We start from the raw sequence: 24,528 nt of genomic DNA on the forward strand, positions 1-24,528 counted from the left end.
AAGGGCGTAGCATCAGAAATGGACGCGGAGAAAGCCATCCGCTTAGGCTTGGACGGCATTATCGTATCCAACCATGGTGGCAGGCAGCTAGATGCTGGAGAATCTACCATTAGGCCCTTGACCAGAATAGCAGAGAAATATGGAGATCAAATTAAGGTTATGATGGACAGTGGCCTACGTTCCGGTCCGGATATTGCCAGGACAATGGCCTCTGGCGCGGAGTTCACCTTTTTAGGGCGTTCATTTATGTACGGGGTGGCGGCATTGGGAAATAAAGGGGGAAACCACACCATTTCACTCTTAAAGACAGAACTACAACAGGTAATGGAGCAAGTATGCTGTGAGCATATAGAAGATTTTCCAAATTTTTTAGTGAGATCTTAGTTGCTTTTAAACCATGTTTTATAAGTCTTTAGTTGTTTAAATGAAATAAGGCATGATAGGTCTATAGTCAATGAGTGAAACTTTTGTATAAAAACCACTTTAAAGAAATACATACACTGTTATGTGATTTTGGTACTAGGAGGGTGAAGCTTTTGGTGAAACATTTAAGAATGTTGAAGCTGCTCTAAAGTTCTAATATTTTTATAACGAAATGGCTATAGTTTGCAACGCTTGCATCAGTGAAAAGATAGGTAATTTAGTTTACAAATCACACATAACTTATATTGCAAAAAAAGTATCATATTTTGCAAATTAAGGGTAGGTTTTGTGCGCACTAAAAATTTAGATTTGAATGCTTTCAATTCAACTTAAAGACAAAACAACTATCAAAAAATAATGTAATGACTAAACCAATAGTAAAATCGTTAAAATTAATTACATCCTTAATTGTAATACTCCTATTAGTTGCTTCGTGCAATAAAAAATCGAAATCTATTTTAAGGCTTAAAACAAATAGTACTCTTGAAATTGACGAAGATGATTCAAGAGATTCGGTACTTTTAAAAGCAACTCACGTCGTTCCTACAGAAAATCAAATGACAGCTTTAGAAGATGAGTTTATTGCGTTTGTTCATTTTGGTCCAAACACATTTACAGAATTGGAATGGGGAAATGGCATGGAAGATCCAGCTGTTTTTAAGCTTGAAAATTTAGATACGGACCAATGGTGTAGATCAATGAAAGAAGCTGGTATGAAAAAAGTTATCATTACAGCTAAACATCATGACGGTTTTGTATTGTGGCAAAGTAGATATACCAAACATGGTATAATGTCTTCACCTTTTAAAAATGGAGAAGGTGACGTGCTAAAAGAGTTGTCTCTTTCATGTAAAAAATATGGTATTAAATTAGGTGTTTATTTATCGCCTGCTGATTTATATCAAATTGAGAATGAGAAGGGTCTGTACGGTAATTTAAGTGAATATAGCATGCGAACTATACCAAGACCGGTAGAAGGTAGACCGTTTAAGAATAAAACTACTTTTGAATTTAAGGTAGATGATTATAATGAATATTTTTTAAATCAATTATTTGAATTGTTAACTGAATATGGTCCAATAGATGAAGTTTGGTTTGATGGTGCACACCCAAAAAGAAAAGGAGGGCAGCAATACAAATATAGAGATTGGAAGAAGCTAATAACAGCTTTAGCTCCTAATGCGGTTATATTTGGTAAGGAAGGTATTCGTTGGTGTGGAAATGAAGGTGGGGCAACAAGAGATACTGAGTGGAATGTTGTTCCCTATAAAGAAGATCCTAGAACTTTGAATTTATATGCAGATATAACTGCAGAAGATGTGGGTAGCATAGATAAACTAATGAAAGGTAATTTTCTACATTACCAACCGGCCGAGATTAATACTTCTATTCGTGAAGGATGGTTTTATAGAAACGATACAGAGCAAAAAGTTCGAAATGCAGACGATGTTTTTGATATTTACGAAAGGTCTGTGGGAGGTAATTCTATTTTTTTACTGAACATACCGCCAAATAGAGAAGGTAAGTTTTCAGAGCAAGAGGTAGCGGTTTTAAAAGAAACAGGTAAACGGATCAATGAAACCTATGGAGCTAATTTAGTGATAGGTGCATCAGAATCTGAATTGTTGGATGATGATAAAGATACATATGTAGTATTGACAGATTCTAAATTAGAACTTGAATTTGAGCTACCTAAAGAAACAAAGGTTAATAGGTTTGTTGTTCAAGAAGACATAAAAAGACATGGTGAACGTATAGCTAAACACGCATTAGATGCCTACGTAGATGGTAAATGGCAAGAGATGATTACGAGCACTAATATTGGTTATAAAAGAATTTTAAGGTTCCCTGAAATTACAACAAGCAAGCTTCGTTTACGAATTTTGGAGTACCGTGATACACCTGTAATTCAACATGTTTCTGCACACTATTATAAGAGTAGACCACCTGTTTTAAAAATAGAGAGAGCTAAAGACGGTAAAGTTAGTATAGTTCCTGGAAAGACAGATTTTAGTTGGAATTTACATGGAGAGAACGCCTTTAAAAATTTAAATAATGGTATTAAAATAGTGTATACTACAAATGGAAAAGAACCGAACAAAGATTCAGAAGAATATGTGAAGCCTTTTCAGTTTACAGATGGTGTAGTAAAGGCTGCGGCAATCCTAAATGGTGAGTTAGGTAGCGTATCGGATTATAAATTTGGTATACTTAAAAATACATGGAAAGTGCTTGATGTAGATAGTGAATTAAATGAACATAAACGTAGTTTATTGATCGATGAGAACAATGACACTTTTTGGCAAACACAAACACATAAAAAAGAGGGGCATTTTGTTAGTATTGATTTTGGTGAATTACATGCAATTAATGCATTTAAGTATACACCGCCAACAAGTATTTCCAACGGGATGATTCAAAAAGGAACTATCTACAGTAGTAAGGATGGTTTAAAATGGGAGAAAATAGAAAATTTTGAGTTTGGGAATCTTATTAACGACCCTACACCAAGAATGCATGAATTTAAATCAACGGTTACAACTAGGTATGTGAAATTGGTAAGTAAAGAGATTGCAGGTTCAAACACAACTGCGGCTATAGCTGAATTAGATTTTTATAAGAATTAGTTGTAATGTATTGAAACTTCTAAATTGGGTTTGACCTTTATATTTAAGGTTGAATCCAATTTTTAAATTGAAAATTGGCGTTGTAATAGCAAAGTTGCTTTTTTTTAATTTGTATTTATTTTGCAGGGTATTTTTACGGTATTTTTTAAAATAATTCTCTTTTGTACCATATAATTTCGGTTTTGCAATATCTTTAGGAGCTAGTTATCGATAAAATAAATCAGTGATTTTTTAATGTCGATATATTACACTTAAATTGCATGTATACTTCAATCTTATTTGTGTGATATGAAATAGTAGGTGTAGACGATTTTCTTAATAGAAGAAGTCTAAAACGGTTACAAGAAGAATTAGAAAATAAAATGACTCATTGGCAATTATTAAAAAATGTAGAACATGTATTTATTAATGTTAAATGTAATCAGTTAGGCTTTAGGAGGGAATACCTTAAAAATATATGGTCATTTATTTTGACTTTCATATTCGGGTTTTGTGTATGTCAAGCTCAAAAAGATTATGGTTCTTTATCTAAAGAGGAGAAAAAGGAAATTCGGTTACGTTCGCATTTATTAATTGATTTAAATTCTGTTTTACTTGATTCTTTACCAATTGCTCAGCGCATCTCCAATACCACTCCTTGGGCTATAATTCCCTCATCTAAAAAAAATAAAAACGTTCGTTTTTTACACGAATATTCAAAATATCAAAATAAGTTAATAGTTCTTGGAACTAGAAATATATTAGAAAATATACCTAGTGAACTTTCGGTCGTTTGGGTTAATGATCGTGATGTAGAGACACTTAATATAGAGGAAGAGCAAACGCTAAGCGAAGTAGATTCTAATGGTGTTCAGGAATTATTGCGTGTATATGTTAAGAATAAAGATTCTTTGGGTATTGATAAATTGTTAAATGTATGGCTTAAAAAAGGTAAGACACCAAATTTTATTGAAACTGCTGGAGCAATAGGCCATATAAATAGTTTAGTTGATAGCCTAAATAGACAGCCTAAAATATATGGAGTTGTCCATAATGAATTAGGTGAGTTACATGGTGTTTCCTTTAAAGGATATTTGCAAAACCATGTGCAGGGAAATTTTAGTTTACCTATAGATGAATCACAAACGTTGCCGGCATTAATACCTTACAAGTCAGGGTATTATTTTTCTCCTGACATCATATATACCACGCCAGAAAATCGAAATAATCCTAAAGATTTCATGGCTTTTCCTTTAAATCCGGAATATGCTTTAACCCACGACTATGTTTTTGGAACCCAAATAAGAAATAAACTTGCTTTTGATTCTTCAAAACTTATTTCTAATAATGTAGTGGCAAAAAAAGATTCTGTATTTGGAGACGTCAGTTATTTTTCAAATGGAGCTTTTATTGATACCGGTATAACCAGTAAATCTGCCCTAAAGTCAAATTTTTCAATATGTGCATGGATCAAGCCAACGCAATTAGACCCAAATAATAGCATACTTGGCAAAGGTGATAATTTTGTGTTTAAGTTACACCAGGGTTTTTTAACCTTTACAATGGCCGGAATCAAAGATTATGTGTCAACTTCATCTCCAATACCTCTAAATGAATGGAGCCATATTGCATTGGTGTATTCTAAAATAGAGAGCATGCTATATTTCTATGTGAATGGAAAAAAAACAGATAGTATGAGATTAATTTCAAACTATAAAAATTCAGATTTTCATTTAATGATAGGAAGCAATTTATGGGAAGAGTTTTTTGTAGGTTACATGAAAGAGGTTAAAATATGGGAGCGAGAACTTAATGACAAAGAAGTAAAACAACAATTTATTGGTATACCAAAAGCGAGCAAAGATTTTTCAGCGTTAATGTGGTGGCTTATTGTAGTGTTTTTAATTGCTGCTGTATTCTTCATTTTTCTGTATAATTTCAAAAAAAACAAGGATAGTTTAATACCCCGGAAAAAACCTGTTAATACGTTAAATGTAGCTATACATAATGGGAGTTCAGATTCAGCGATTCTTTGTTTTGGTCCATTACGTATTATGGATAGTAAAGGTGTTGAAATAGCTAAAAAATTAACACCACTTCAGAAAAAAATGTTCATAATTGTTTTTTTACATAGCCAAAATGGACAAAAAGGAATTAGTACAAAGGAACTTACTGGTATATTATGGCCGGGTAAAAGTATTGCACAGGCAAAAAACACAAGAAGTACCACCATTCAAAATCTAAGGTTAATATTAAGTAGCTGTAAAGGGGTAGAGTTGATTTTTAAGGATAAATGCTGGTTCATGGACGTTGGCGCAAATTGCTTTTCAAATTATGCCGTTTCTGAAGAGTATTTAACCATGTATAAGAACGAAGAATATGATCATACAGATTTTGAAAAAGATCTTCCTAAATTACTTTCGATCATTAGCTCTGGTAGGTTGCTTGCAAATGAAAGTTACCCATGGTTGGATCCGTTTATAGAAAAATTTAGTAACCGTGTCGTTGAATTATGTATTCAAATTGGTGAAAAACTTGAAATAGAAAGTCAGAATGAATTAATATTTGATCTAGCCAATGTAATATGTATCTATGACGACCTTAACGAACACGCGCTAAAGATGAAGCTTAATGTGCTTATATATCAGGGGAAATTAAGTTTGGCTAATCATGTGTACGATAATTTTGCAAAACTTTATGAGCAATTATATAAAGAGAAATATGAAGTGTCTTTTGAGAAAATAATTGTTCTAAAAGATTATCAATCTTAATGAACTATATTTTTTTAGATAGCATGTTTTAAAAAGGTCTTAGAATTGATTTGCATACATTACAATAAATGTAATTATAGATTTGTATGTTATTTATTTAATGCGGTGAAATACCATAAAGCCAACTGGTATATGGGTTATTTTTTACTAGGGAATTAATGATTCAGTATTACATTTAAAAAAGCTGTATACGCTCTTTTTATTATGAAGTAAACAATTTATAGAGTATTATGTTACAATACCTTAAAAGTATACCATTAAAATACTAGTAATAGCTAAGTGGCGTATTTATGCTATTGCCGGTATATTCAGCCTATAGTTTTATAATTTTAAACTTATGTAATTGGCAAGGACTGTGCCATCTATGGTTAAGCAATTTAAACTCTAAAAATATGACCAAATAGAATTATAAAAAAAAGAGTGTTTAACAGTTTGTATGGTTAAACACTCTTTTTTAAATTTTTATTGAAGGTATTATTTATTCTGTTTAGAAATACGTTGTTTTAGTTTAGATTCTCCGTTGACAAACAGTTCTATAACATATCTACCATCTTCAAATGAAGACATATCTATATCAAAGGTCTTATCTTTTACTTTTTTAAAGGGTATTGTTTTTTGCAAAGCACCATCTTTAAGTATTTGAATCTCTCCGTCTGAAAATTCCTCTAACTGTACCAGTAATTCTGTGTTTTTTCGAATTCTTCTTGGATATAGTTTTATAAGACTTTGTTCAACATTTCTATCTATTTTCGGATTTTCGTTTACGGTAAAATCAAACTGTTCTCCAATACCGCAATCACTTTCAAAACGATGCAACACGCGACCATCAATATCGGATATTTGTAAATAACCGAACCCTTGTTTTGGGTTGAACCAAAACTCTAGTCCGTTGTTGGCCGTATCGTCTAAGGTCATTCTATATCCGCCTAGATTCAAATTAAGTGTGTCTTTGTATAAGGTGTTTTTTAGCGTATTGGCTGGTGTTTTTTCATAGATTAATTTATTATTGGTATCTATTATTCTTACCGTATTATCTTCAGGAGCGTTGTTAGATTGATAGGTAATGACCACTTTGTTGGGCATTTCGTTAGGCGATGTAAATACGGAGGTTTTCGTATTATCTTGTGGCCATTGATCTACTTTGCCATTTGGTTTTTCTAGTTGTACGTTGAACTGATTTTCGCCAAAAGCATAATCGATTGTTCCTGGAAGTACTATAATAGCCTCCTCATAAAATTCTAGTTCACCGGTCCATTCAAAGGTCTTTTCTTCAAACCCTTTAGTTTTGTAGGTAACGGTAAGAGAATTAAGTACATCACGACCTAAGTTTTTAATAATAATTTTAGGTTCCACATTGGCTGGGTTATATCTATTTAGTTCAGGAGCATTGTTGGGAACCAATATTTGTTCTAGAGATACATCGTTTGCTTTAGCAGGTTGACCGTATTGAAATAAAATTGCACTTATACTTTCGTATGCTTGGATATTCTCTTCTGCAGTATAAGGTTCCATTTCAAAGTCTATAGTGTGTGTGTCTTTGGTTATAGGAAAATCGATAACATCTGGCGCCTGTAAATCTCCCGGGCACCAATATGCTCTATCAAAAATCCAAGTACCGCCCTGTGGGTATAGGTTGTTGTCTGCACATTCTTTCCACATATCTCTGTGGTCTATTACATTATCGTCAACAAGTACTTCTCTCCATCGACTACAAAATTCACTACAGCCTTTTGGTTTGTCCATTCCATGACCTGTATGTAGTATTCTTAATCTTCCAAATTCGCTACCTTTTTCTCTAGTAATTGTTTTTGGGGTAAGAGATGCTGAAATAGGCTTTTCTGGATTGCCATAACTGAAGCCGCCATCGTATAATTTTCTGTAGCTTAATTGTTCGGCTATTGGATCTCCCAGCTCTAAATCAAAACTGATATTAAGATCCCAGCCTACGTTGGCTCCTTCATAGCCGGTATGGTTATAGGTTATTTCAACACTGTCTCGTAAAATACTGGCTAAATCTGTAACGTCTATACGCCAGCGCCAGCGCCAATCTTTTTTAAAATTACTACCGTAAGGCGTAAGCATTTTACCAATTTCTAAATCTAGGGTGTCCCCTTTAGTGCCGCCTATACGACCAATTCTAATAGGATCCATGTAATCCCAATGGGCAATATCTATAGAATCTGGGTGACCTAGGCTCACCTCCATAAAAATACGTCTAATAGACTCTTCTTTATTTGGGAAAGTACCCCATGAAGAAAAGAGATTATTTCCCTTGCTAGGGTTACATATTATGGTAACGTTCTCATGGCTGGTAATAACTTTTGTTATCTTTTCTTTTGAAGGATCCTGACAGCCGATCAGTAAAATCAGGGAAAGAAAGAATAGTGTAGTGTAAATTGGTTTCATTAATTTTTTTGGATTTAATTTAGAATTCAGGTTGAATTGATCGCTATGGAAATAATTTAGCGATGCTCGAAATTGAACCGACTAAAATAAATACATCGTAATTGATGCGATATTAAGATTATGTTAAAATAAAGCCAAGGTGATGATTATTTAAGAAGCGTGGTTTAAATAATAATGATGATATGCATGCGCAATTGGAAAGCGATAAAATTCACTGCTAATTGATTATCAAATGTTCTAAAGCGTATTTTTTACTCCTTGTTTCGTTGTATTGAAATATTATACATGATAAATAAAATAGGCTCAACCTTGTGTTCAAGCTTTTTTCGTAAAATTTTAAAAGCTTTGCTCATTTGGTTTTCTACTGTTTTTATAGAAACGTTCATAAAGCTAGCGATCTCTACATTGGTAAGTCCTTCTTTTTTACTTAAGATGAAGGTTTCTTTACATTTTGGGGGAAGTTTTTGAATTTCGGTTTTAATAATGCGAATTTGCTTTTCAAGCAATTCCTCATCTTCATCTATGGCCTGATAAAGATGATGCATATGCTTTTCCTCTATCGCTAACATTTTTTTATCGCTTCTTAATTGATTAAGGAATCCATTATATACAGATTTGTACAAGAAACTTTTTAAGGAGTCTATAGTTGTAAGTCTATCTCTGCGCTCCCATAATTTCAAAAACACATTTTGAACAATGTCCTTTGCTTTCTCATTATCATGAGTGAGACTATAAATATATATGCAAAGAGAGTGTTGGTAAGTATCCATTATAACCTCTAAGGCATTATGACTTCCCTGGCTCAATGCTATAATAAGCTCCTTTTCATTTGAAGACTGTGTCAATTTCTACTGCGTTTATGTTAACGTAATGTTATGCAATTTATAAAAAACATTAAAATTTTATAGGGGTAATGTGAATTTCATGTGTCTTATGGTAAAATAAGTCAATAATCTTGAAAAAGAGAATAACATATTTATTAATTACTTATTTCTCAAAATCGGCATCGAGAGAAGAAATAGTAGAATTAACAGAACTCTTGAAGGATGAGGATAATTCATTTATTTTCAAGAGTTTGGTGAGAACCAATTACGTAATCGACCGCCATATGCTTGATTTTGATACAGAAGCTGAGAAGAAAAAAATATTAGAAAAAATCCATTTTAACGAACAAAGCAGTAAAAGAGTTAAAAGATTAAATTTTTTCAAATATGCAGCCGTAGTATTCATTTTGTTCGGTTTAGGTTTTTTTAGCTACAACTATAATACATCTTTTGTAGAAACAAAGCAGCAAAAGGTCAACGTTGTAGTTGATGCTAATAAGAGTCATGATGTTTTGCCTGGTAGTAATAAAGCGGTTCTTACGCTTGAAAATGGAGATCAATTAGTTTTAGGTAAAGAAAAGAAGGTAGCGTTAAAAGGTGTAAAACAAGAAGGTGAAAAATTAGTTTATGATCAACTTTCTTCTAAAAGTACAATAGCTTATAACTATTTAACCATACCTAAGGGAGGGCAGTTTTTTGTGCAATTGTCAGACGGTTCTAAAGTTTGGTTGAATTCAGATTCAAAACTTAAATATCCTGTTAAGTTTACTAAAGACCGGCCAAGGGAGGTAGAGTTAATTTATGGTGAGGGCTATTTTGAAGTTGCCGAAAATAGTGAAGACTTTGGTGCGCATTTTTTGGTTAAAACTAAAACACAGACCGTAGATGTCCTGGGTACCCAATTTAATATAAAAGCCTATAAGGAGGATAAAAATATTGTGACGACCTTAGTGGAAGGAAAGATTGCTATAGAGTCTGGTGGTGTTAGAAAAAATCTTCGTCCATTAGATCAGTCTACAGTTACTGCAGATAAGTCTGGTTCCTTAACTGTTGAAAAATTAAAATATGTTTTTGATGAAATAGCATGGAAGCAAGGATATTTTAGTTTTAAGCAGAAGTCGATGGAAGATATTATGGTTGTACTGTCTAGGTGGTACAATGTTGAGTTCACCTTTAAAGATGTAACAAAAAGAAATAAAACATTTACGGGGGTGTTAGACCGTGAAAACACTATAAGTCAAATACTAATTAATATCAAGAAAACCAATGAAATAAACTTTAAAATCAATGAGAAGAATGTAATTATCGAATAAGAATTCTTGTACTTTATGAGAGTGCACAGCCGGAATTCTTTTATTAACCAAAAAACTAATTAATTTTTTAACTAATCCTAACTTTTTTGTATGGAACTAAACTCAACCAAAGCATTCCATAGATTTCGTAAAAGATGTTTTACGAAATTTATATGCGCAATTTTAATTTTATCTTATTCAACGTCTTTCGGATTTTCATCGAAAGATCTTTTTCAAAATGTTGAAATAAGTATTGATAACAACAAGAATATTGATTTACCTGAGCTTTTTGAGCTTTTAAGGGAGCAAGCTGGCTATAGATTTGTTTATAGTGATGAGCTTGTGGCAAAAGCTCCTAGCGTTAAATTGACAAAAGGGTCAATTTTGGCAAAAGACTTATTGTATATGGGGTTAGCTCCTAAAGGTCTTACCTATGAATTTGCAAACAATAAAACAATAATTGTAAAAAAAGAACTTCTAGTTCAAACCCAAATAAATAAACAACTTTCTGTTTCGGGTACTGTAGTAGATGATCAAGGTATGCCTTTGCCAGGTGTTAATGTAGTAGAAAAAGGTACTACTAATGGTACATATACTGATTTTGACGGTAACTTTGAGATTACGGTGTCTAACAATGCATCTTTAATGTTTTCTGCACTGGGCTTTAAAAGCGTTGAACAATCAGTTAACGGTAGGTCAAGTTTAACAATTACCATGCAAGAAGATGCGGAGCAATTGGGTGAAGTTGTTGTAACTGCTTTAGGTATAAAGCGTGAGCAAAAAGCACTAGGTTATGCAATGACCGAGGTGAAAGGTGAAGAGCTTGCTGAGACAAATACCGTAAACCCGGTAGCGGCGTTACAGGGTAAGGCTGCCGGTGTTAGTATTGGTGGTTCTGATGGTGGTCTTTTTGGAAACAGCAAGATTCAAATTCGTGGTGTCTCTACTTTAAATTCTAATAATAACCAACCTATTTTTGTGATAGACGGTGTAATTCTAGATAATAGTACTTCTAATTCTAGTGCAGATTGGTCTAGTAGTTCAAATGACTATGGTAATATATTAAAGAACTTGAACCCAGATGATTACAAGAGTATTTCTATTCTTAAGGGTGCTGCTGCAACGGCATTGTATGGTTCTCGTGGTATTAACGGTGTGGTTTTAATAGAGTCCAAAGATGGTGCAAATGCTAGAGGTATAGGTGTTTCAATAACACACTCTTTAGGTTTTGACAGGGCTTATGATCAACCGGCATTGCAAAACGAATTCGGTGAAGGTACTTTGGCGGGGTATGTTAATTATGGAGAAACCGATGCTAACGGTAATTTCTATCGTTTTGATAATGGACAGTTTTATAACAATAGTCAAGGTATGCCAACTGTGATAAATCATGCAGGTGGGTTAGGGTATGGTCCTAGATTTGATGGAAGGCCAATAGAGGATTATGATGGTAATACCATTCCGTATAGTCCATCAAAAACTAATATGTTAGATGTGTATGACACTGGTGTTAACTCTAACACTTCGGTAGCATTGAGTGGCGGTAATGAAAAAGGTAATTTTTATCTTTCGGATTCTTACAACTTAAGAAAAGGGATCATGCCTGATAATAGTTTTAGAAGAAATTCATTGTTATTGTCCGGTTCGTACCAGTTAGCGCCATGGCTAAAGGCTAATGCGTCTATTTCCTTTACCAATTCAAGTGCAAAAAACCCGAGAAACGATATTTCTCAAAGTTTTTTCGACGGTAATTTCCAGCGTATCTACAATACCGATAAATACACGCAGCAACAATACTGGCAAGCGCCACATGGAGGTTTGCCTAGTGCTAACTATAGCGATGATTTTGCCTATGTGCCTAATAAAGGACTTTGGTTTGGTTATTATAACAATGATCAAGCTAACGAAGAGCAGGTAACACGACCTGTAGTTCGTTTAACGGCAAATGTTACGGATTGGTTGACAATTGCAGCAGAAGGTAATATGAATCATTATACCGTGCGTTTTGAAAACAAAGAGCTAGGTAGTGGTTATGCCAATGAAGGTGGTTATTATGAGCTACAGCATAGAGAAGACATTAGTAAAACGGGTAAATTGACATTCAATTTTACACCAAAAATTTCAGATAACTTTACAGCGCAAGTATTGGTAGGAGGGGAAATCTGGAACCAAGAAAAGTCTAATACAAGAGTAAGAACAGATGGTGGGTTAATTGTACCGGGTAGGTTTTATTTAGATAACTCTAAAAGAACCAAACTGTCAGAAGGTGGTATATCTGCAACCAAACAGATCAATTCTTTATACTTCTTGTCTAGCTTTGGTTATAAAGACCAACTATTTTTAGATCTTACAGGTAGAAATGACTGGTCTTCAGCTTTGGTGTATACTAATGGTGAAGGGAATTACTCTTACTTCTACCCATCAGTATCTACATCATGGGTGTTTAGTGAAACTTTTGCTAAAACCGACTGGTTTACTTTTGGTAAGTTACGTGCGTCTTGGGCGCAAGTAGGTAGTGATACTAGCCCGTATTCAATTAACAAGGGGTATGGTCTTGGTACATATGAGTTGCCAGATGGTAATTTTGTGTATAAGAACTCTGTAAATAGTACAACGGTTGACAGAGACATTAAACCAGAGCGTAAAAATTCGTTTGAAGTTGGTGCAGATGTTCGTTTTTTTAGTAATCGTTTAGGGGTTGATTTAGCCTATTATAATGAAACTATTAACAATCAAATTGGTTCTATACCATTGCCAAGTGTTTCTGGTTATAGTGGTCTATTTACTAATATTGGATCTTTATCTAATTATGGTGTAGAGTTAAGTGTAACGGGTACTCCGGTACGTACGGCAAATTTTGAATGGAATACGACATTTAATTATTGGAACAATACTACTAAGATTAAAGAAATGCATGAAGATCTTGGTGAGTACAAGGGTCTTGGTGGTGCTATAAACTATGGTAATTTCAGAATTGGTTCTGTGGCTTATGAAGGTGGTGAGTATGGTGTGTTATATTCTGATATTACTCCAAAATTATATCAAGCAACTGATAATGCTGGTAATCCTATTGATGATGCTAATAATGGTAAGAAGGTGCTTGTTTGGAGTGATTCAAGACGAGGGGCTTATTATGAAAGAAGTTATGAAGTAGAGGAAGTAGGAAAAATTCAGCCAGATTTTGAAGGTTCTTTTAATAATGAATTCAATTACAAAGGCTTGTCATTATCGGTTTTATTAGATGCTAGATTTGGAGGTAATATTGCTTCTTATTCAAGTAGGTATGGAACTGCATATGGGTACCTTGAAGAATCTTTGCGAGGAAGAGATGCTGAATATGGTGGTGTTCCTTGGACATCGCAATACGGTGACACACAAGATAGAAGTTATGTAGATGGTATAATCCCTGATGGTGTATTTGCTGATGGTCAAGAGGTTACCGCGCCAAATGGTTCTACCGTTGATGTTGGTGGTATGACGTACCAAGAGGCTTATGATGCTGGTCATGTGGAACCTACGCATGCAAGTTTTTATAACTATTTTACAAATTCTTGGGGTCAAGGCGTAGTAAATGATGATTGGTTTAATAAGTTAGAGTATATCGCAATTAGAAATGTATCCTTAGGGTATAACTTACCAAAGGCATTTAGCGATAAATTGGGCGCTAGGAATTTCTATATTGGGGTTAACGGAAGAAACTTAGGTTACTTGCATAATTCATTACCTAATAATATAAATCCTGAAAGTTTTAGGGGTACTACAAGTGATTCTTCATTTTTAGAGCGTTCTTTTAGCCCTTATGTTTCAAGTTATACAATGACTGTTAAAGTAGATTTTTAATTTAAAAAAGGAATATAATGAAACAAATATATAAACCGGTATTAATATTTTTAATGGTGCTTGCCTTTGGTTGTGATGCTGATGATTTTGCTGAATTGAACAGTAATCCATCGGAGCTTGCTGAGCCAGATGTAAGGTTTTCCATAACACAGGCGGTTCAGGATATGTATAGCGAAGATTATTTGAATTGGTTCTATACCAATTTTGACTATATTTTTCCTTGGAGCCAATTAACAACTGCAAGTGTGGGTGGTGGTAACTCAGAAGCTCTAGTTGAGATAGGGCCTACTGGGTCACAAAGTATATATCCTAATTTGTATGCAAATACCAGAGATATTCGAACACGTATAGATGCTTTGCCAGAAGAGGAAAAAGCAGAAAGACTTGCTATGAGGGCAATGACTTTTCCTATTCAAATTCAACCGGCACTTACCATAACGGATCACACTGGGTCAATGGTGTATACAGAGGGTGCAATGGCGCCGTATACTACGCCGCCGTTAATTACTCCTGTATTTGATAATCAAGAAACCTTATTCAATACTTGGTTGGCGGAGTTAGATGGTGCAATAGCTGATTTAACAAAAGAGAATCAATTTAATTTGGGTAACCAAGATGTAATCTATAATGGAGATTATGAAAAATGGGCCAAATTTTGTAATCTTTTAAAGTTAAAGATTGCTGCCAGACTTGTAAATAAGAATAGAGCAAAAGCTTTTTCTATAGCTGAGGAAGTTGCAACTTCTTCTGCAGGTTACATGAATGCGGTAAGCGATGATTTTGTCTATAGGAGAGATGTGAATTACAGAGGAAATGGTAATGGTTTTCAACCAGGTATAGGAGGTAAGAATATTATCAACTTTATGTTAGAGAATCAAGATCCAAGAATTAGGGTTATTTATGATAAAAATGACTTTAATGGAGAGGTTGTACAGGCGTTTATTGATGCAGGTAAGGCTCTGCCACCTTTTGTAGAGGAGTTTGTTATGCTTGATAATGAAGGAAACTTTGAAGGATGGTCAGGTCCGGGTGAGCCATGGGTTAGATATGCCGGGGTACCACTATCCCCAGAGGAAACTTTAAAATCTGAGAATAGAATTTATTTTAACCAATCTGAACTTTACAGAATTTCTTCTGGAGGTGTAGAAAAATCTTATGAGGCTACTTCAGATTATACAGAACGTATAACCAGAACTGGATTCAATTTTACCTACCCAACCAAACCAGGAGGTCGTGTGATAGAAATTACCGATAATTTTCCTCCACTAGAGGTGATTTTAGGTTCTTCTGCAGAAACCAATTTATATTTAGCTGAATTCAAATTATTGGGTGCCAATTTACCTGGTTCTGCTCAAGATTATTTTAACCAAGGCGTTCGCTTATCGGTAGAAAGAATGGATTTGTTAGCTAAAAACAGTGGTTTGCCTTATTATAATAGCGATCCTGTTTATGTGAATGAGGTTATGGCCAATGCTGCTTCAACTAGTCTTAAAGCTGGTGAAATTGAGGCTTTATTGACACAACCGGCTTATGATTTAAGTACAGATGGCTTAGAAAAGGTTTATATACAACAATATATAAACTTTGCAGCTACTCCTAATGATATGTGGACTACGGTTCGTAGATCTGGAATTCCAGCAACGGGTAGTACTTATCTACCAAGAGAAAACTTTTTGGCAGGAGGTACAGAGCTTACCTTACCAAGACGTTTACCTGTAGGTACACCAACAGAGGATGATAAAAATTATGCCAATGCTGTAAGTGCTGCAGAAGAGCAAGGCTTTACTACAGGTACAAATGATCCTACAGTTTTAAATACTCAAAGACTTTGGTTTGATCAAGAAAACCCAAGCTATGGAGCAGGACCTAATGAATAGGTTTTAATAGTATTGAAGAAGTCGTCCAAGTTTATATGGGCGCATATAGTTGAGTTAGATTTTGAGAAGCCATTTTTTTAAATGGCTTCTCATTTTTATACAATATTCGCTTTAAGTTATCTATGGTAATTTTTAAATGTAAATCCTCTAAGAGGTAACTAAGACAGCTTATTAATTACAGTTTTTTAAAAAAAAATCATATAGTGAACAGTTTACAGAAAAAATGCACAGTATTTACCTTTTTATGGCTAGGAGTGTTCATGGTACAATCTCAAAAAGTACCCAAAAGCTATGTGGCCTATCAAACGGTAGACACCATCTCTATTGACGGAAAGGCAAATGAAAAGTCATGGAAAAATGCAGAATGGTCAACACGCTTTATTGATATTGAAGGTGTAAAAGAACCAACCTACAAAACTCAGGTGAAGATGTTGTGGGATAAGACACATCTTTATTTTTATGCAGAAATGGAAGAGCCACACGTTTGGGCAACCCTTACACAACGTGATACCGTAATTTTTTATAATAATGATTTCGAGATTTTCATAGATCCAGATGGCGATACCCATGAGTATATGGAATTTGAGGTAAATGCACTTAATACCGTGTGGGACCTTTTTTTAACAAAACCGTATAGAAACCATCCTAAAGTTATTGATGGTTGGGATATCAACGGATTACAAACAGCAGTAAACGTAAAAGGAACAATTAATAACGCTAAAGACACGGATACGGGTTGGTCTGTAGAAATTGCAATGCCATGGAATGCGTTATTAGAGGCCAATAGTAAGGGTAAACTTCCAATGAACGAATTTTGGCGAATTAATTTTTCTAGGGTTAATTGGGATTTTGATCTGCATAATGGTCGTTACTCACGTAAAAAAGACAAAAAGGGTAAATTCTTACCAGAATATAATTGGGTCTGGTCACCACAAGGAGTTATAAATATGCATGAGCCAGAGCATTGGGGGTATGTTTATTTTTCTGAACAGCCGGCAGGTTCAAAAATCTCTTTTTCCATACCTGAAGATGAATATATAAAATGGTTTCTTTTTAAAAAATATAGAGAAATTAGAAATCTAGAAAATAAAGAGAATTTTAAAGTATCTCCTAGTAATATCATGGGTAAAACGATAAGTCCGGTTTTTAAAGAACATTCGTTGGGCTGGTATGTACAAGTGATTAGTCCTTTTACGGGTGATGTACTAAGTATTAGGGAAGATGGTAAATTCCAGAGAAGCAGAGGTGAAAAATAGTTGCTGATTTAGCCTTATATCCGTTACTAACGGTAGTGATAAGAAATTTGAGATGGCGATTATTCTAGGTGTAAAGGAGATATAATAAGGAATATTTGTTATGAAATGTTAGTACGCATTAATGAAGGTAAAATACTTTTTTGGGTTGGATTAAAATCCTTTAAAGTCCTCTTCATCCCGTATTACTAAAATATAATGATTTTTTTAAGAAATCGTTTTCGTAAGGGTGTTAGCGTCTTTTTAAGCCTAATTCATGCTCATCATAAATGTGAACGCTGTTTGTGGTTTACACGTTCAATAGCGTATAATGACATATGAATTTTTTAAGTCTGCAGAATTGTTCCGTTATGAACATGGTGCAACCCATTATTCTATAAAATTAGTAGATTTTATTTTTAAGAGCTAAGTTGTTTGTTCAAAATATAGTGTAATTATTAATTAAAAAATGAAATTATAAAATGAGACAATTAGTAATGATTTGTTTGTTGGTTTTTTCATGCTTAAGTGTTCGTTCACAAGAATGGATAACCTTTGGCGGTGAAGAAGGTGCTAATAAAAATCAGAAACACATAGTGTTGATTTCTGGTGATGAGGAATATCGATCAGAAGAGTCCATGCCAATGCTGGCAAAAATTTTGGCTAAAAGGCATGGTTATAAGTGTACGGTGCTTTTTGCCATCGATCCAGAGACCGGTAATATAAATCCTGAAGTTAACAACAATATACCGGGCTTAGATTTACTTGAAAATGCTGATCTAATGATCATCAATACCAGATGGCGACGATTACCAGATGATCAAATGAAATATATAGATCAGTATCTAAGATCTGGAAAGCCGGTTTTAGGCTTAAGAACTTCAAATCATGGCTTTAATAATAAAGAAGGAAATTATATTCATTATAGTTCTGAGTATAAAAAAGAGAATCCTGAACATCCATGGTATAGAGGTTTTGGAGGTTTACTGTTCGGTGATCATTATGTACGCCATCACGGTAAGCATAAACATGAATCAACTAGAGGGGTCTTTCCAGAAACGGCTGTGAACCATGCCATATTAAAAGGCATAGACGATGGAGAAATATGGGGACCTACCGATGTATATGGTTGTAGGGTAGCTCATCTTCCAATAACTCCGTTAGTTATGGGGCAGGTGCTTGAAAGAAAAGGAACCTTTAATATAAATGATAGGTTTTTTGGCATGAGGTCAACTGACCTTCCTTTAGCTGGTCCCAAAAACAATCCTATGCTGCCTGTAGCTTGGTTAAAAGCGTATCAACACCCAGATAATGGAAAAGAGGGTATAGCTTTTCATACCTCCATGGGGTCATCAACTGATCTTGAAAATCAAGGACTTAGAAGGTTGGTGGTAAATACGGTCTACTTTCTTTTAGACCGTAGAATACCTAAAAAAGGAACTAATGTAGCGTACGTAGGGGAGTATTATACTACGGCATATGGTTTTTTGGGTAAAGAGTTTTGGGATAATAGAAAATTAAAGCCTTCACATCTTTACTAAATTAAAAGTAGGCTAGTTCCTGCTAACGTTAAATCTATTAATTAGTTAAAAGAATGCATACACAGAAAATTGGTTTCATGAAATTAAAAATTGTAAAAAAGCATCTATACGTTTATGGCCTTATGCTATCGTTTTTACTTATAGGTTGTTCGCAAAATAATGTTGAAGAACACTATTTACAACCTAAGAAAAATTCACGAATTGTCCTTGTGGGTAATAACCTAGGTTCACGAATGATGGAATTTGGTCATTTTGAAACAGAAGTACAGTTAAAATACCCAGATAGTCTGCTCTTTATTAGAAATATGAGTGATGGTGGTAATACCCCTGGCTTTAGGCCACATCCTTCAAGAAAATCGCCATGGGCTTTCCCAGGTGCGGATAAATATGTAGATAATGCTATTTCTGAACATTTTACAGATTCTAAAGGATGGCTGAAAACAGCAACTGAAGGTCACTTTGAAACACCGGATGAATGGTTGACAAGGCTAAAAGCTGACATAATCATTGCATTTTTTGGTTATGGAGAATCCTTTAGCGGAAACAAAGGTGTAGAGAACTTTAAAATGGAACTCCAATCATTTATAGATCACACCTTAAAACAGAAATATAATGGCAAGAGCAGTCCGCAGTTAGCATTGGTCTCTCCCATTGCATTTGAAAACCTTTCGTCAAAAAAAGATCTACCAAACGGCATAAATGAAAATAAGAACCTTTCGCTGTATACCACAGCAATGAAAGAGGTTGCCGCAAAAAATAATATAATTCTTGTGAATACTTTTGAAACTTCAAAAGATTGGTATGAGGATGAAAAGAACGACCTAACGCTTGATGGGTTTCAATTAAACGACCGTGGGTATCGTAAATTTTCTAAACTATTGGCTAACCGTCTGTTTGGTAAAACAAAAGAGAAGAATGAAGAGAACCGAGATTTGGTACATGAGGCGGTAATGGAAAAAAATTGGTTTTGGCATAAAGATTTCAAGATTCCAAACGGTGTACATGCCTATGGCAGAAGATATAAGCCTTACGGTCCAGATAATTACCCTGACGAGATAGAAAAAATAAGGGAGATGACCCATGTTAGAGATACGGCAATATGGGATGCCGGTAAAGGCAAAAAGAAAGATTTGCTTCTTGCTGATCAGAAAACAAAAACGTTGCCCCAAATAGAAACAAATTATAGGCCCAGTAATAAGAACGGTACTACTGAGTACTTATATGGCGACAAGGCACTAGAGAAAATAAAGGTAGCTCCAGGGTATAAAATTGAACTTTTTGCTTCTGAAAAAGAGTTTACTGATCTTGCAAATCCTGTACAGTTATCATTTGATAATAAAGGCAGGCTTTGGGTAGCTGTAATGCCTAGTTATCCGCATTATAAACCAGGTGACCAAAGGCCTAACGATAAGTTGATCATATTAGAAGATACGGATAACGATGGTAAAGCCGATAAGCAAACTACTTTTGCAGATGGTTTGCATTTACCAATAGGATTTGAGTTGGCCCCAGAAGGTGTGTATGTTTCGCAAGGAACTAATTTGGTGCTTTTAAAAGATACGAACGGCGATGATCGTGCCGATGTAAGGGAAGTTGTTTTAAGTGGGTTTGATGATCATGATACACACCACGCCATAAGTGCTTTTTCCGCAGATCCATCTGGTGCTATTTATATGGGAGAAGGTGTTTTTCTACACAGTAATATAGAAACTTCCTATGGTACGGTTCGTGGAACCAATGGAGGCTTTTTTAGGTACAATCCCCAACGTCATCATCTTGAGCGAACTGCTCAATTACCCATCCCTAATCCATGGGGAATTGCCTTTGATGAATGGGGACAGAATTTTTTTGCACATACTTCTGGTCCAGATATGACTTGGATGATGCCCGGTACTATAAAACCCCGTTATGGAGAGGGTTCCCCAACCCCCAAAAGTTTAATTGAAAAGGATCATAAGGTACGCCCAACATCTGGACTCGAATTTGTATCAAGTAGACATTTTCCTGATGAAGTACAAGGAGATGTATTAATCAATAATACCATTGGTTTTCTTGGAACCAAACAACACAATATTGATGACGATCCTACAACTGCAGGTTATACCAGTAAACATAGAATGGATCTAGTAAGTGCCACGGATAAAAATTTTAGGCCTGTGGATATGGAATTCGCTCCTGATGGATCTCTATTCTTAATAGATTGGCATAATGTTCTTATAGGGCACATGCAGCACAATGCGCGTGATCCATTACGTGATCATGTCCATGGTAGAATTTACAGGATAACTTACCCAGAAAGACCATTGGTACAACCGGCTAAAATATATGGAGCTGACATAGAAGAGCTATTGAATAATTTGAAGTTGCCAGAATACCGTACCCGCTATAGAACAAGAAGGGAATTACGAAGTAGAAACGCTACTGAGGTGATGGCTAAATTAAAGCCATGGGTCGATGGTCTTAATAAGAACGATCAGCAATATGAACATCATTTGGTAGAGGCCTTATGGGTAGCTTGGGGGCTAAATGAAATGGACGAAGACCTTTTGAAGAAGGTATTTTCATCAAAAGATAGTAGGGCACGTGCCGCTGCTGTTAGGGTAGTTAGGTATATGGGGCACAGACTTGATGATCAGTCAGAATTTTTGATGATGGCCGCAAAGGATGAAAACCCAAGAGTAAGGCTTGAAGCATTGGTTGCTGCTTCTTGGCTTAAAACAGCGGACGGGCTGGAAATACTCAATGAAATAAATAAAAAACCTTTAGATGAGTGGATGAAACTTCCATTTGAGACGGCTATGGCTCATTTTAGTGACCATCGATTAAACTCAGAGAAGAAAACTGAAAAAAAGGATGAAACTGCTTTGAAAGGTAAGGATAAGGAGTTGTTTATGAAAGGTAAAGAGGTGTATCATAGAGAAGGATTCTGTGCAACCTGTCACCAACCGGATGGTCAAGGTTTAACGGCATCTCAATTTCCTCCTTTGGCAAGTTCCAAATGGGTTACAGGTAGTAAGGAAAGACTTATTAAGCTAACACTTCATGGTTTAATGGGACCCATTGAAGTGAGAGGTAAGAAATACCCAGGACAGGTACCTATGACTCCGTTTGGTGGTATGTTGAAGGACGACGAGGTTGCAGCTGTACTTACTTATGTTCGCAATAGCTTTGGGAATAAAGCTTCTTCGATAACTCCTGCTCTAGTGAAGAAAATAAAAGAGGAAACCAAAGAACGTAAAGGTTTTTATACTCCTAAAGAATTGTTGAAAGAACATCCATTTGATTAATATATGGCTAAAGAACCTATAATGGGTATGAACAAAAATTAAATGCAGGATTATAGATATTGTGATATTAATTTTTGAGTCTAAATCAGCTGTCTCTATGATCTTAGAGACAGCTGATTTTTTTTAGTTAGGTTCATAGAAATCATAAGCGTAGGCAAGCAAAATTTATAATATTACATGATTGTTAAATTAAAAAGTAACTAAAGTAAGTAGCAAAACTGTATACTTTTCTATCTTTTTAAGTTTATCATGTTTGGTGGGTAGTATTGTAAATTATTATGTCACACCATTAACTTTATGGTGTCTCCAGGGCTATTTATTAATGATGAATAGAGGTATGTATAATTATATTTATTTTTTGAAGTGTTTTCAAATTCGTTATTGTCTTCTTATATAGTAGTATTTTGTGGATTTGAAAGATGTTTTGTGAATATTTAAGCAAAACTGAAAAAAAGAACAGTAAAAAGTAGGGGATGTGTAGAAATCAGTTGTCTTATAGAAGAAGATAATTAATGGCACAACAAACGTATTGTAACGTTGAATTGAATATAAGATATATTTAAAATCAATATAGATATACCAAATGGAGGTCATCTAAGAATCATAAAAAGACATTTTACATTGAGACTACTCTTGAATAACAAAATTTTATATGTAATATACCTGTCATTATTCTTTGTTTCATGTAAATCAATATCAAAAGAAGAAATAGGGCAAGAGGAAGGTGAACATCCGAATATTATTATCATTTTTACTGATGATCAGGGCTATGCGGATGTTGGTAGTTATGGGGCTAAAATGTTTGACACTCCAAATATTGATAGTTTAGCATCTGCAGGTATTCGTTTTACCGATTTTTATGCTGCTGCATCTGTATGCACTCCGTCTCGTGCTGCATTGCTCACCGGTTGTTATCCAAAACGGGTTGGTTTACATGAATCTGTACTACGCCCTTATTCTAAAACCGGTCTGTCTTCTAATGAATATACCATGGCCAATATGTTAAGTGACGCAGGTTATCAAACAGCTTGCGTGGGCAAATGGCATTTAGGACACCACACAGAATTTATGCCCAACAACCAGGGTTTTGATTATTATTTTGGCGTCCCTTATTCTAACGATATGGATTCGTATTATTATAGCGATGTTGATTTTAAATCTCCTCCATTACCTTTATACGAAAATAGAAAAGAAATTGAATCAGGTCCTGATCAACGATATTTGACTAAACGGTTTACTGATAAGGCCATAAATTTTATTGAGGATCAAGAAGGTCCTTTCTTTCTCTATTTGGCCCATATTATGCCGCATGTGCCTTTAAGTGTATCAGAAAATTTTCAAGGAAAATCAGCGTATGGTATTTACGGAGATGTAATAACAGAAATAGACTGGAACGTTGGTAGATTGGTTTCTTTCTTAAAGGATAAAGGAATCTATGATAATACAATTATTGTATTTACATCTGATAATGGACCGCATAGGGCAAAACAAAAAGGATCTGCTAAACCTCTTAGAGGATGGAAAACCGAAACCTGGGAGGGTGGTTTTCGTGTACCAGGTATTATAAGTTGGCCAGCTAAAATTACACCTAATGTAGTTTCTGATGAAGTAGTCACCACAATGGATTTATTGCCGACGTTTTCAAAAATAGTTCATGGTAACGTGGTTAAAGAAAGAAGTTATGATGGTAGGGATCTTTCCGCATATCTATATGATACTACTATAAATATTGAAGACAGCCCATTTTATTATTATGGTGTAGACGGGGTTGTTGAAGCGGTAAGATTGGGGAAGTGGAAGCTTCATGTTTCAAAAAATAAGCGCCACAGTACTGATGAGAAGTTTCCTTTGTCCTTATATAATTTAGAGAAAGATGTTGGAGAGACCATAAATAAGGCAGAAGATTACCCGGAAATAGTTGAAAAGTTACAGGGCTTAATCCATAGTTTCGATAAGAAAATAACGCTTGAGTCAAGACCTGTGGGTAAAATAGATTACTAAAGAACAGGTGTGGTTCTGCTTTGGTAGGTGATAGAATAATTCATAATTAAGTGAATTTAATTTTACCATAATTAGTTGTTGGTAGAAAACTTTATGACAACTAAAATTTAGTTTGTATGTTATGCAAAAAAAATATCTATGGCACATGCTGGTGGGTAGTTTTATTATGATAAAGTTTGGTTTATAAGCATTTTATAAAATATTAAAATGGAGAAAATAGCTATTAAAAAGGAAGTTAAAACCAACCACATTTAATGTCTTTAAAGTAAAGGGCCTTGGCATAAATAAGCTAAGGGCGTTTTTAGCAATGATTTAAGATTATGATGAATGCCAAATTGGTTTAGAAGAGTTACGTAGTTGTAGGAGAAGTACATGTAGCATGGTTTTAAAGTATTGTCTATGTTGAAGAGTTAGTATAGAATTATCAT

The 24,528-nt window shown here is 34.7% G+C and carries 12 protein-coding genes; 10 read left to right on the top strand and 2 right to left on the bottom strand.

Going from position 1 to position 24,528, the window contains the following annotated elements; all coding sequences use genetic code 11:
* The 3 genes from BW936_RS18800 to BW936_RS18810 form a co-directional block, all read left to right on the top strand.
* The coding region (locus BW936_RS18800; RefSeq protein ID WP_208611145.1) for an alpha-hydroxy-acid oxidizing protein at window positions 1–384 on the top strand (384 nt) is incomplete at its 5' end.
* 401 nt (window positions 385–785) lie between these two features.
* Window positions 786–3,050, top strand: a complete 2,265-nt coding sequence (locus BW936_RS18805; protein WP_076551360.1) for an alpha-L-fucosidase — start codon at window positions 786–788, stop codon at window positions 3,048–3,050.
* Window positions 3,051–3,520: 470 nt separating this feature from the next.
* On the top strand, window positions 3,521–5,800 hold the full coding sequence (locus tag BW936_RS18810) for a LamG-like jellyroll fold domain-containing protein (protein ID WP_159439039.1): 2,280 nt from the start codon (window positions 3,521–3,523) through the stop codon (window positions 5,798–5,800).
* A gap of 474 nt (window positions 5,801–6,274) precedes the next feature.
* On the opposite strand, the gene BW936_RS18815 is transcribed toward BW936_RS18810, so the two are convergent.
* Window positions 6,275–8,206 (bottom strand): peptide-N-glycosidase F-related protein, encoded by a 1,932-nt coding sequence (locus tag BW936_RS18815; RefSeq protein ID WP_076551364.1) that lies wholly within the window; start codon window positions 8,204–8,206, stop codon window positions 6,275–6,277.
* 251 nt (window positions 8,207–8,457) lie between these two features.
* The gene (locus BW936_RS18820) at window positions 8,458–9,051 is read right to left on the bottom strand and encodes an RNA polymerase sigma factor (RefSeq protein ID WP_084182144.1); all 594 of its coding nucleotides are present in this window, start codon (window positions 9,049–9,051) and stop codon (window positions 8,458–8,460) included.
* Between the two features lie 110 nt (window positions 9,052–9,161).
* Here BW936_RS18820 and BW936_RS18825 point away from each other — a divergent pair, with 110 nt between their 5' ends.
* The 7 genes from BW936_RS18825 (at window position 9,162) to BW936_RS18855 (ending at window position 24,100) form a co-directional block, all read left to right on the top strand.
* Window positions 9,162–10,343: a FecR family protein gene (locus BW936_RS18825; RefSeq protein ID WP_143744225.1), complete on the top strand. Its 1,182-nt coding sequence runs from the start codon at window positions 9,162–9,164 to the stop codon at window positions 10,341–10,343.
* A gap of 90 nt (window positions 10,344–10,433) precedes the next feature.
* A complete protein-coding gene (locus BW936_RS18830; RefSeq protein WP_244156279.1) occupies window positions 10,434–14,162 on the top strand; it encodes a SusC/RagA family TonB-linked outer membrane protein in 3,729 nt (1,242 codons plus the stop codon).
* A gap of 17 nt (window positions 14,163–14,179) precedes the next feature.
* A complete protein-coding gene (locus tag BW936_RS18835) occupies window positions 14,180–16,039 on the top strand; it encodes a SusD/RagB family nutrient-binding outer membrane lipoprotein (protein WP_076551369.1) in 1,860 nt (619 codons plus the stop codon).
* A gap of 203 nt (window positions 16,040–16,242) precedes the next feature.
* Entirely contained in the window at window positions 16,243–17,295 is a 1,053-nt protein-coding gene (locus tag BW936_RS18840; RefSeq protein ID WP_317042906.1) for a carbohydrate-binding family 9-like protein, read from the top strand.
* 458 nt (window positions 17,296–17,753) lie between these two features.
* Window positions 17,754–18,812 (top strand): hypothetical protein, encoded by a 1,059-nt coding sequence (locus BW936_RS18845; RefSeq protein ID WP_076551373.1) that lies wholly within the window; start codon window positions 17,754–17,756, stop codon window positions 18,810–18,812.
* Window positions 18,813–18,889: 77 nt separating this feature from the next.
* On the top strand, window positions 18,890–22,099 hold the full coding sequence (locus tag BW936_RS18850; RefSeq protein WP_076551391.1) for a PVC-type heme-binding CxxCH protein: 3,210 nt from the start codon (window positions 18,890–18,892) through the stop codon (window positions 22,097–22,099).
* A gap of 633 nt (window positions 22,100–22,732) precedes the next feature.
* A complete protein-coding gene (locus BW936_RS18855; protein ID WP_076551375.1) occupies window positions 22,733–24,100 on the top strand; it encodes a sulfatase family protein in 1,368 nt (455 codons plus the stop codon).
* The last annotated feature ends 428 nt before the right edge of the window (window positions 24,101–24,528 follow it).

Source organism: Maribacter ulvicola (assembly GCF_900155985.1).
Lineage (GTDB): Bacteria > Bacteroidota > Bacteroidia > Flavobacteriales > Flavobacteriaceae > Maribacter > Maribacter ulvicola.

Bases quoted from the DNA above. Each gene is read 5' to 3' on its own strand.
- BW936_RS18845 (WP_076551373.1), top strand. From the start codon at position 17,754: ATGAGACAATTAGTAATGATTTGTTTGTTGGTTTTTTCATGCTTAAGT.
- BW936_RS18835 (WP_076551369.1), top strand. From the start codon at position 14,180: ATGAAACAAATATATAAACCGGTATTAATATTTTTAATGGTGCTTGCC.
- BW936_RS18805 (WP_076551360.1), top strand. From the start codon at position 786: ATGACTAAACCAATAGTAAAATCGTTAAAATTAATTACATCCTTAATT.
- BW936_RS18850 (WP_076551391.1), top strand. From the start codon at position 18,890: ATGAAATTAAAAATTGTAAAAAAGCATCTATACGTTTATGGCCTTATG.
- BW936_RS18815 (WP_076551364.1), bottom strand. From the start codon at position 8,206: ATGAAACCAATTTACACTACACTATTCTTTCTTTCCCTGATTTTACTG.
- BW936_RS18830 (WP_244156279.1), top strand. From the start codon at position 10,434: ATGGAACTAAACTCAACCAAAGCATTCCATAGATTTCGTAAAAGATGT.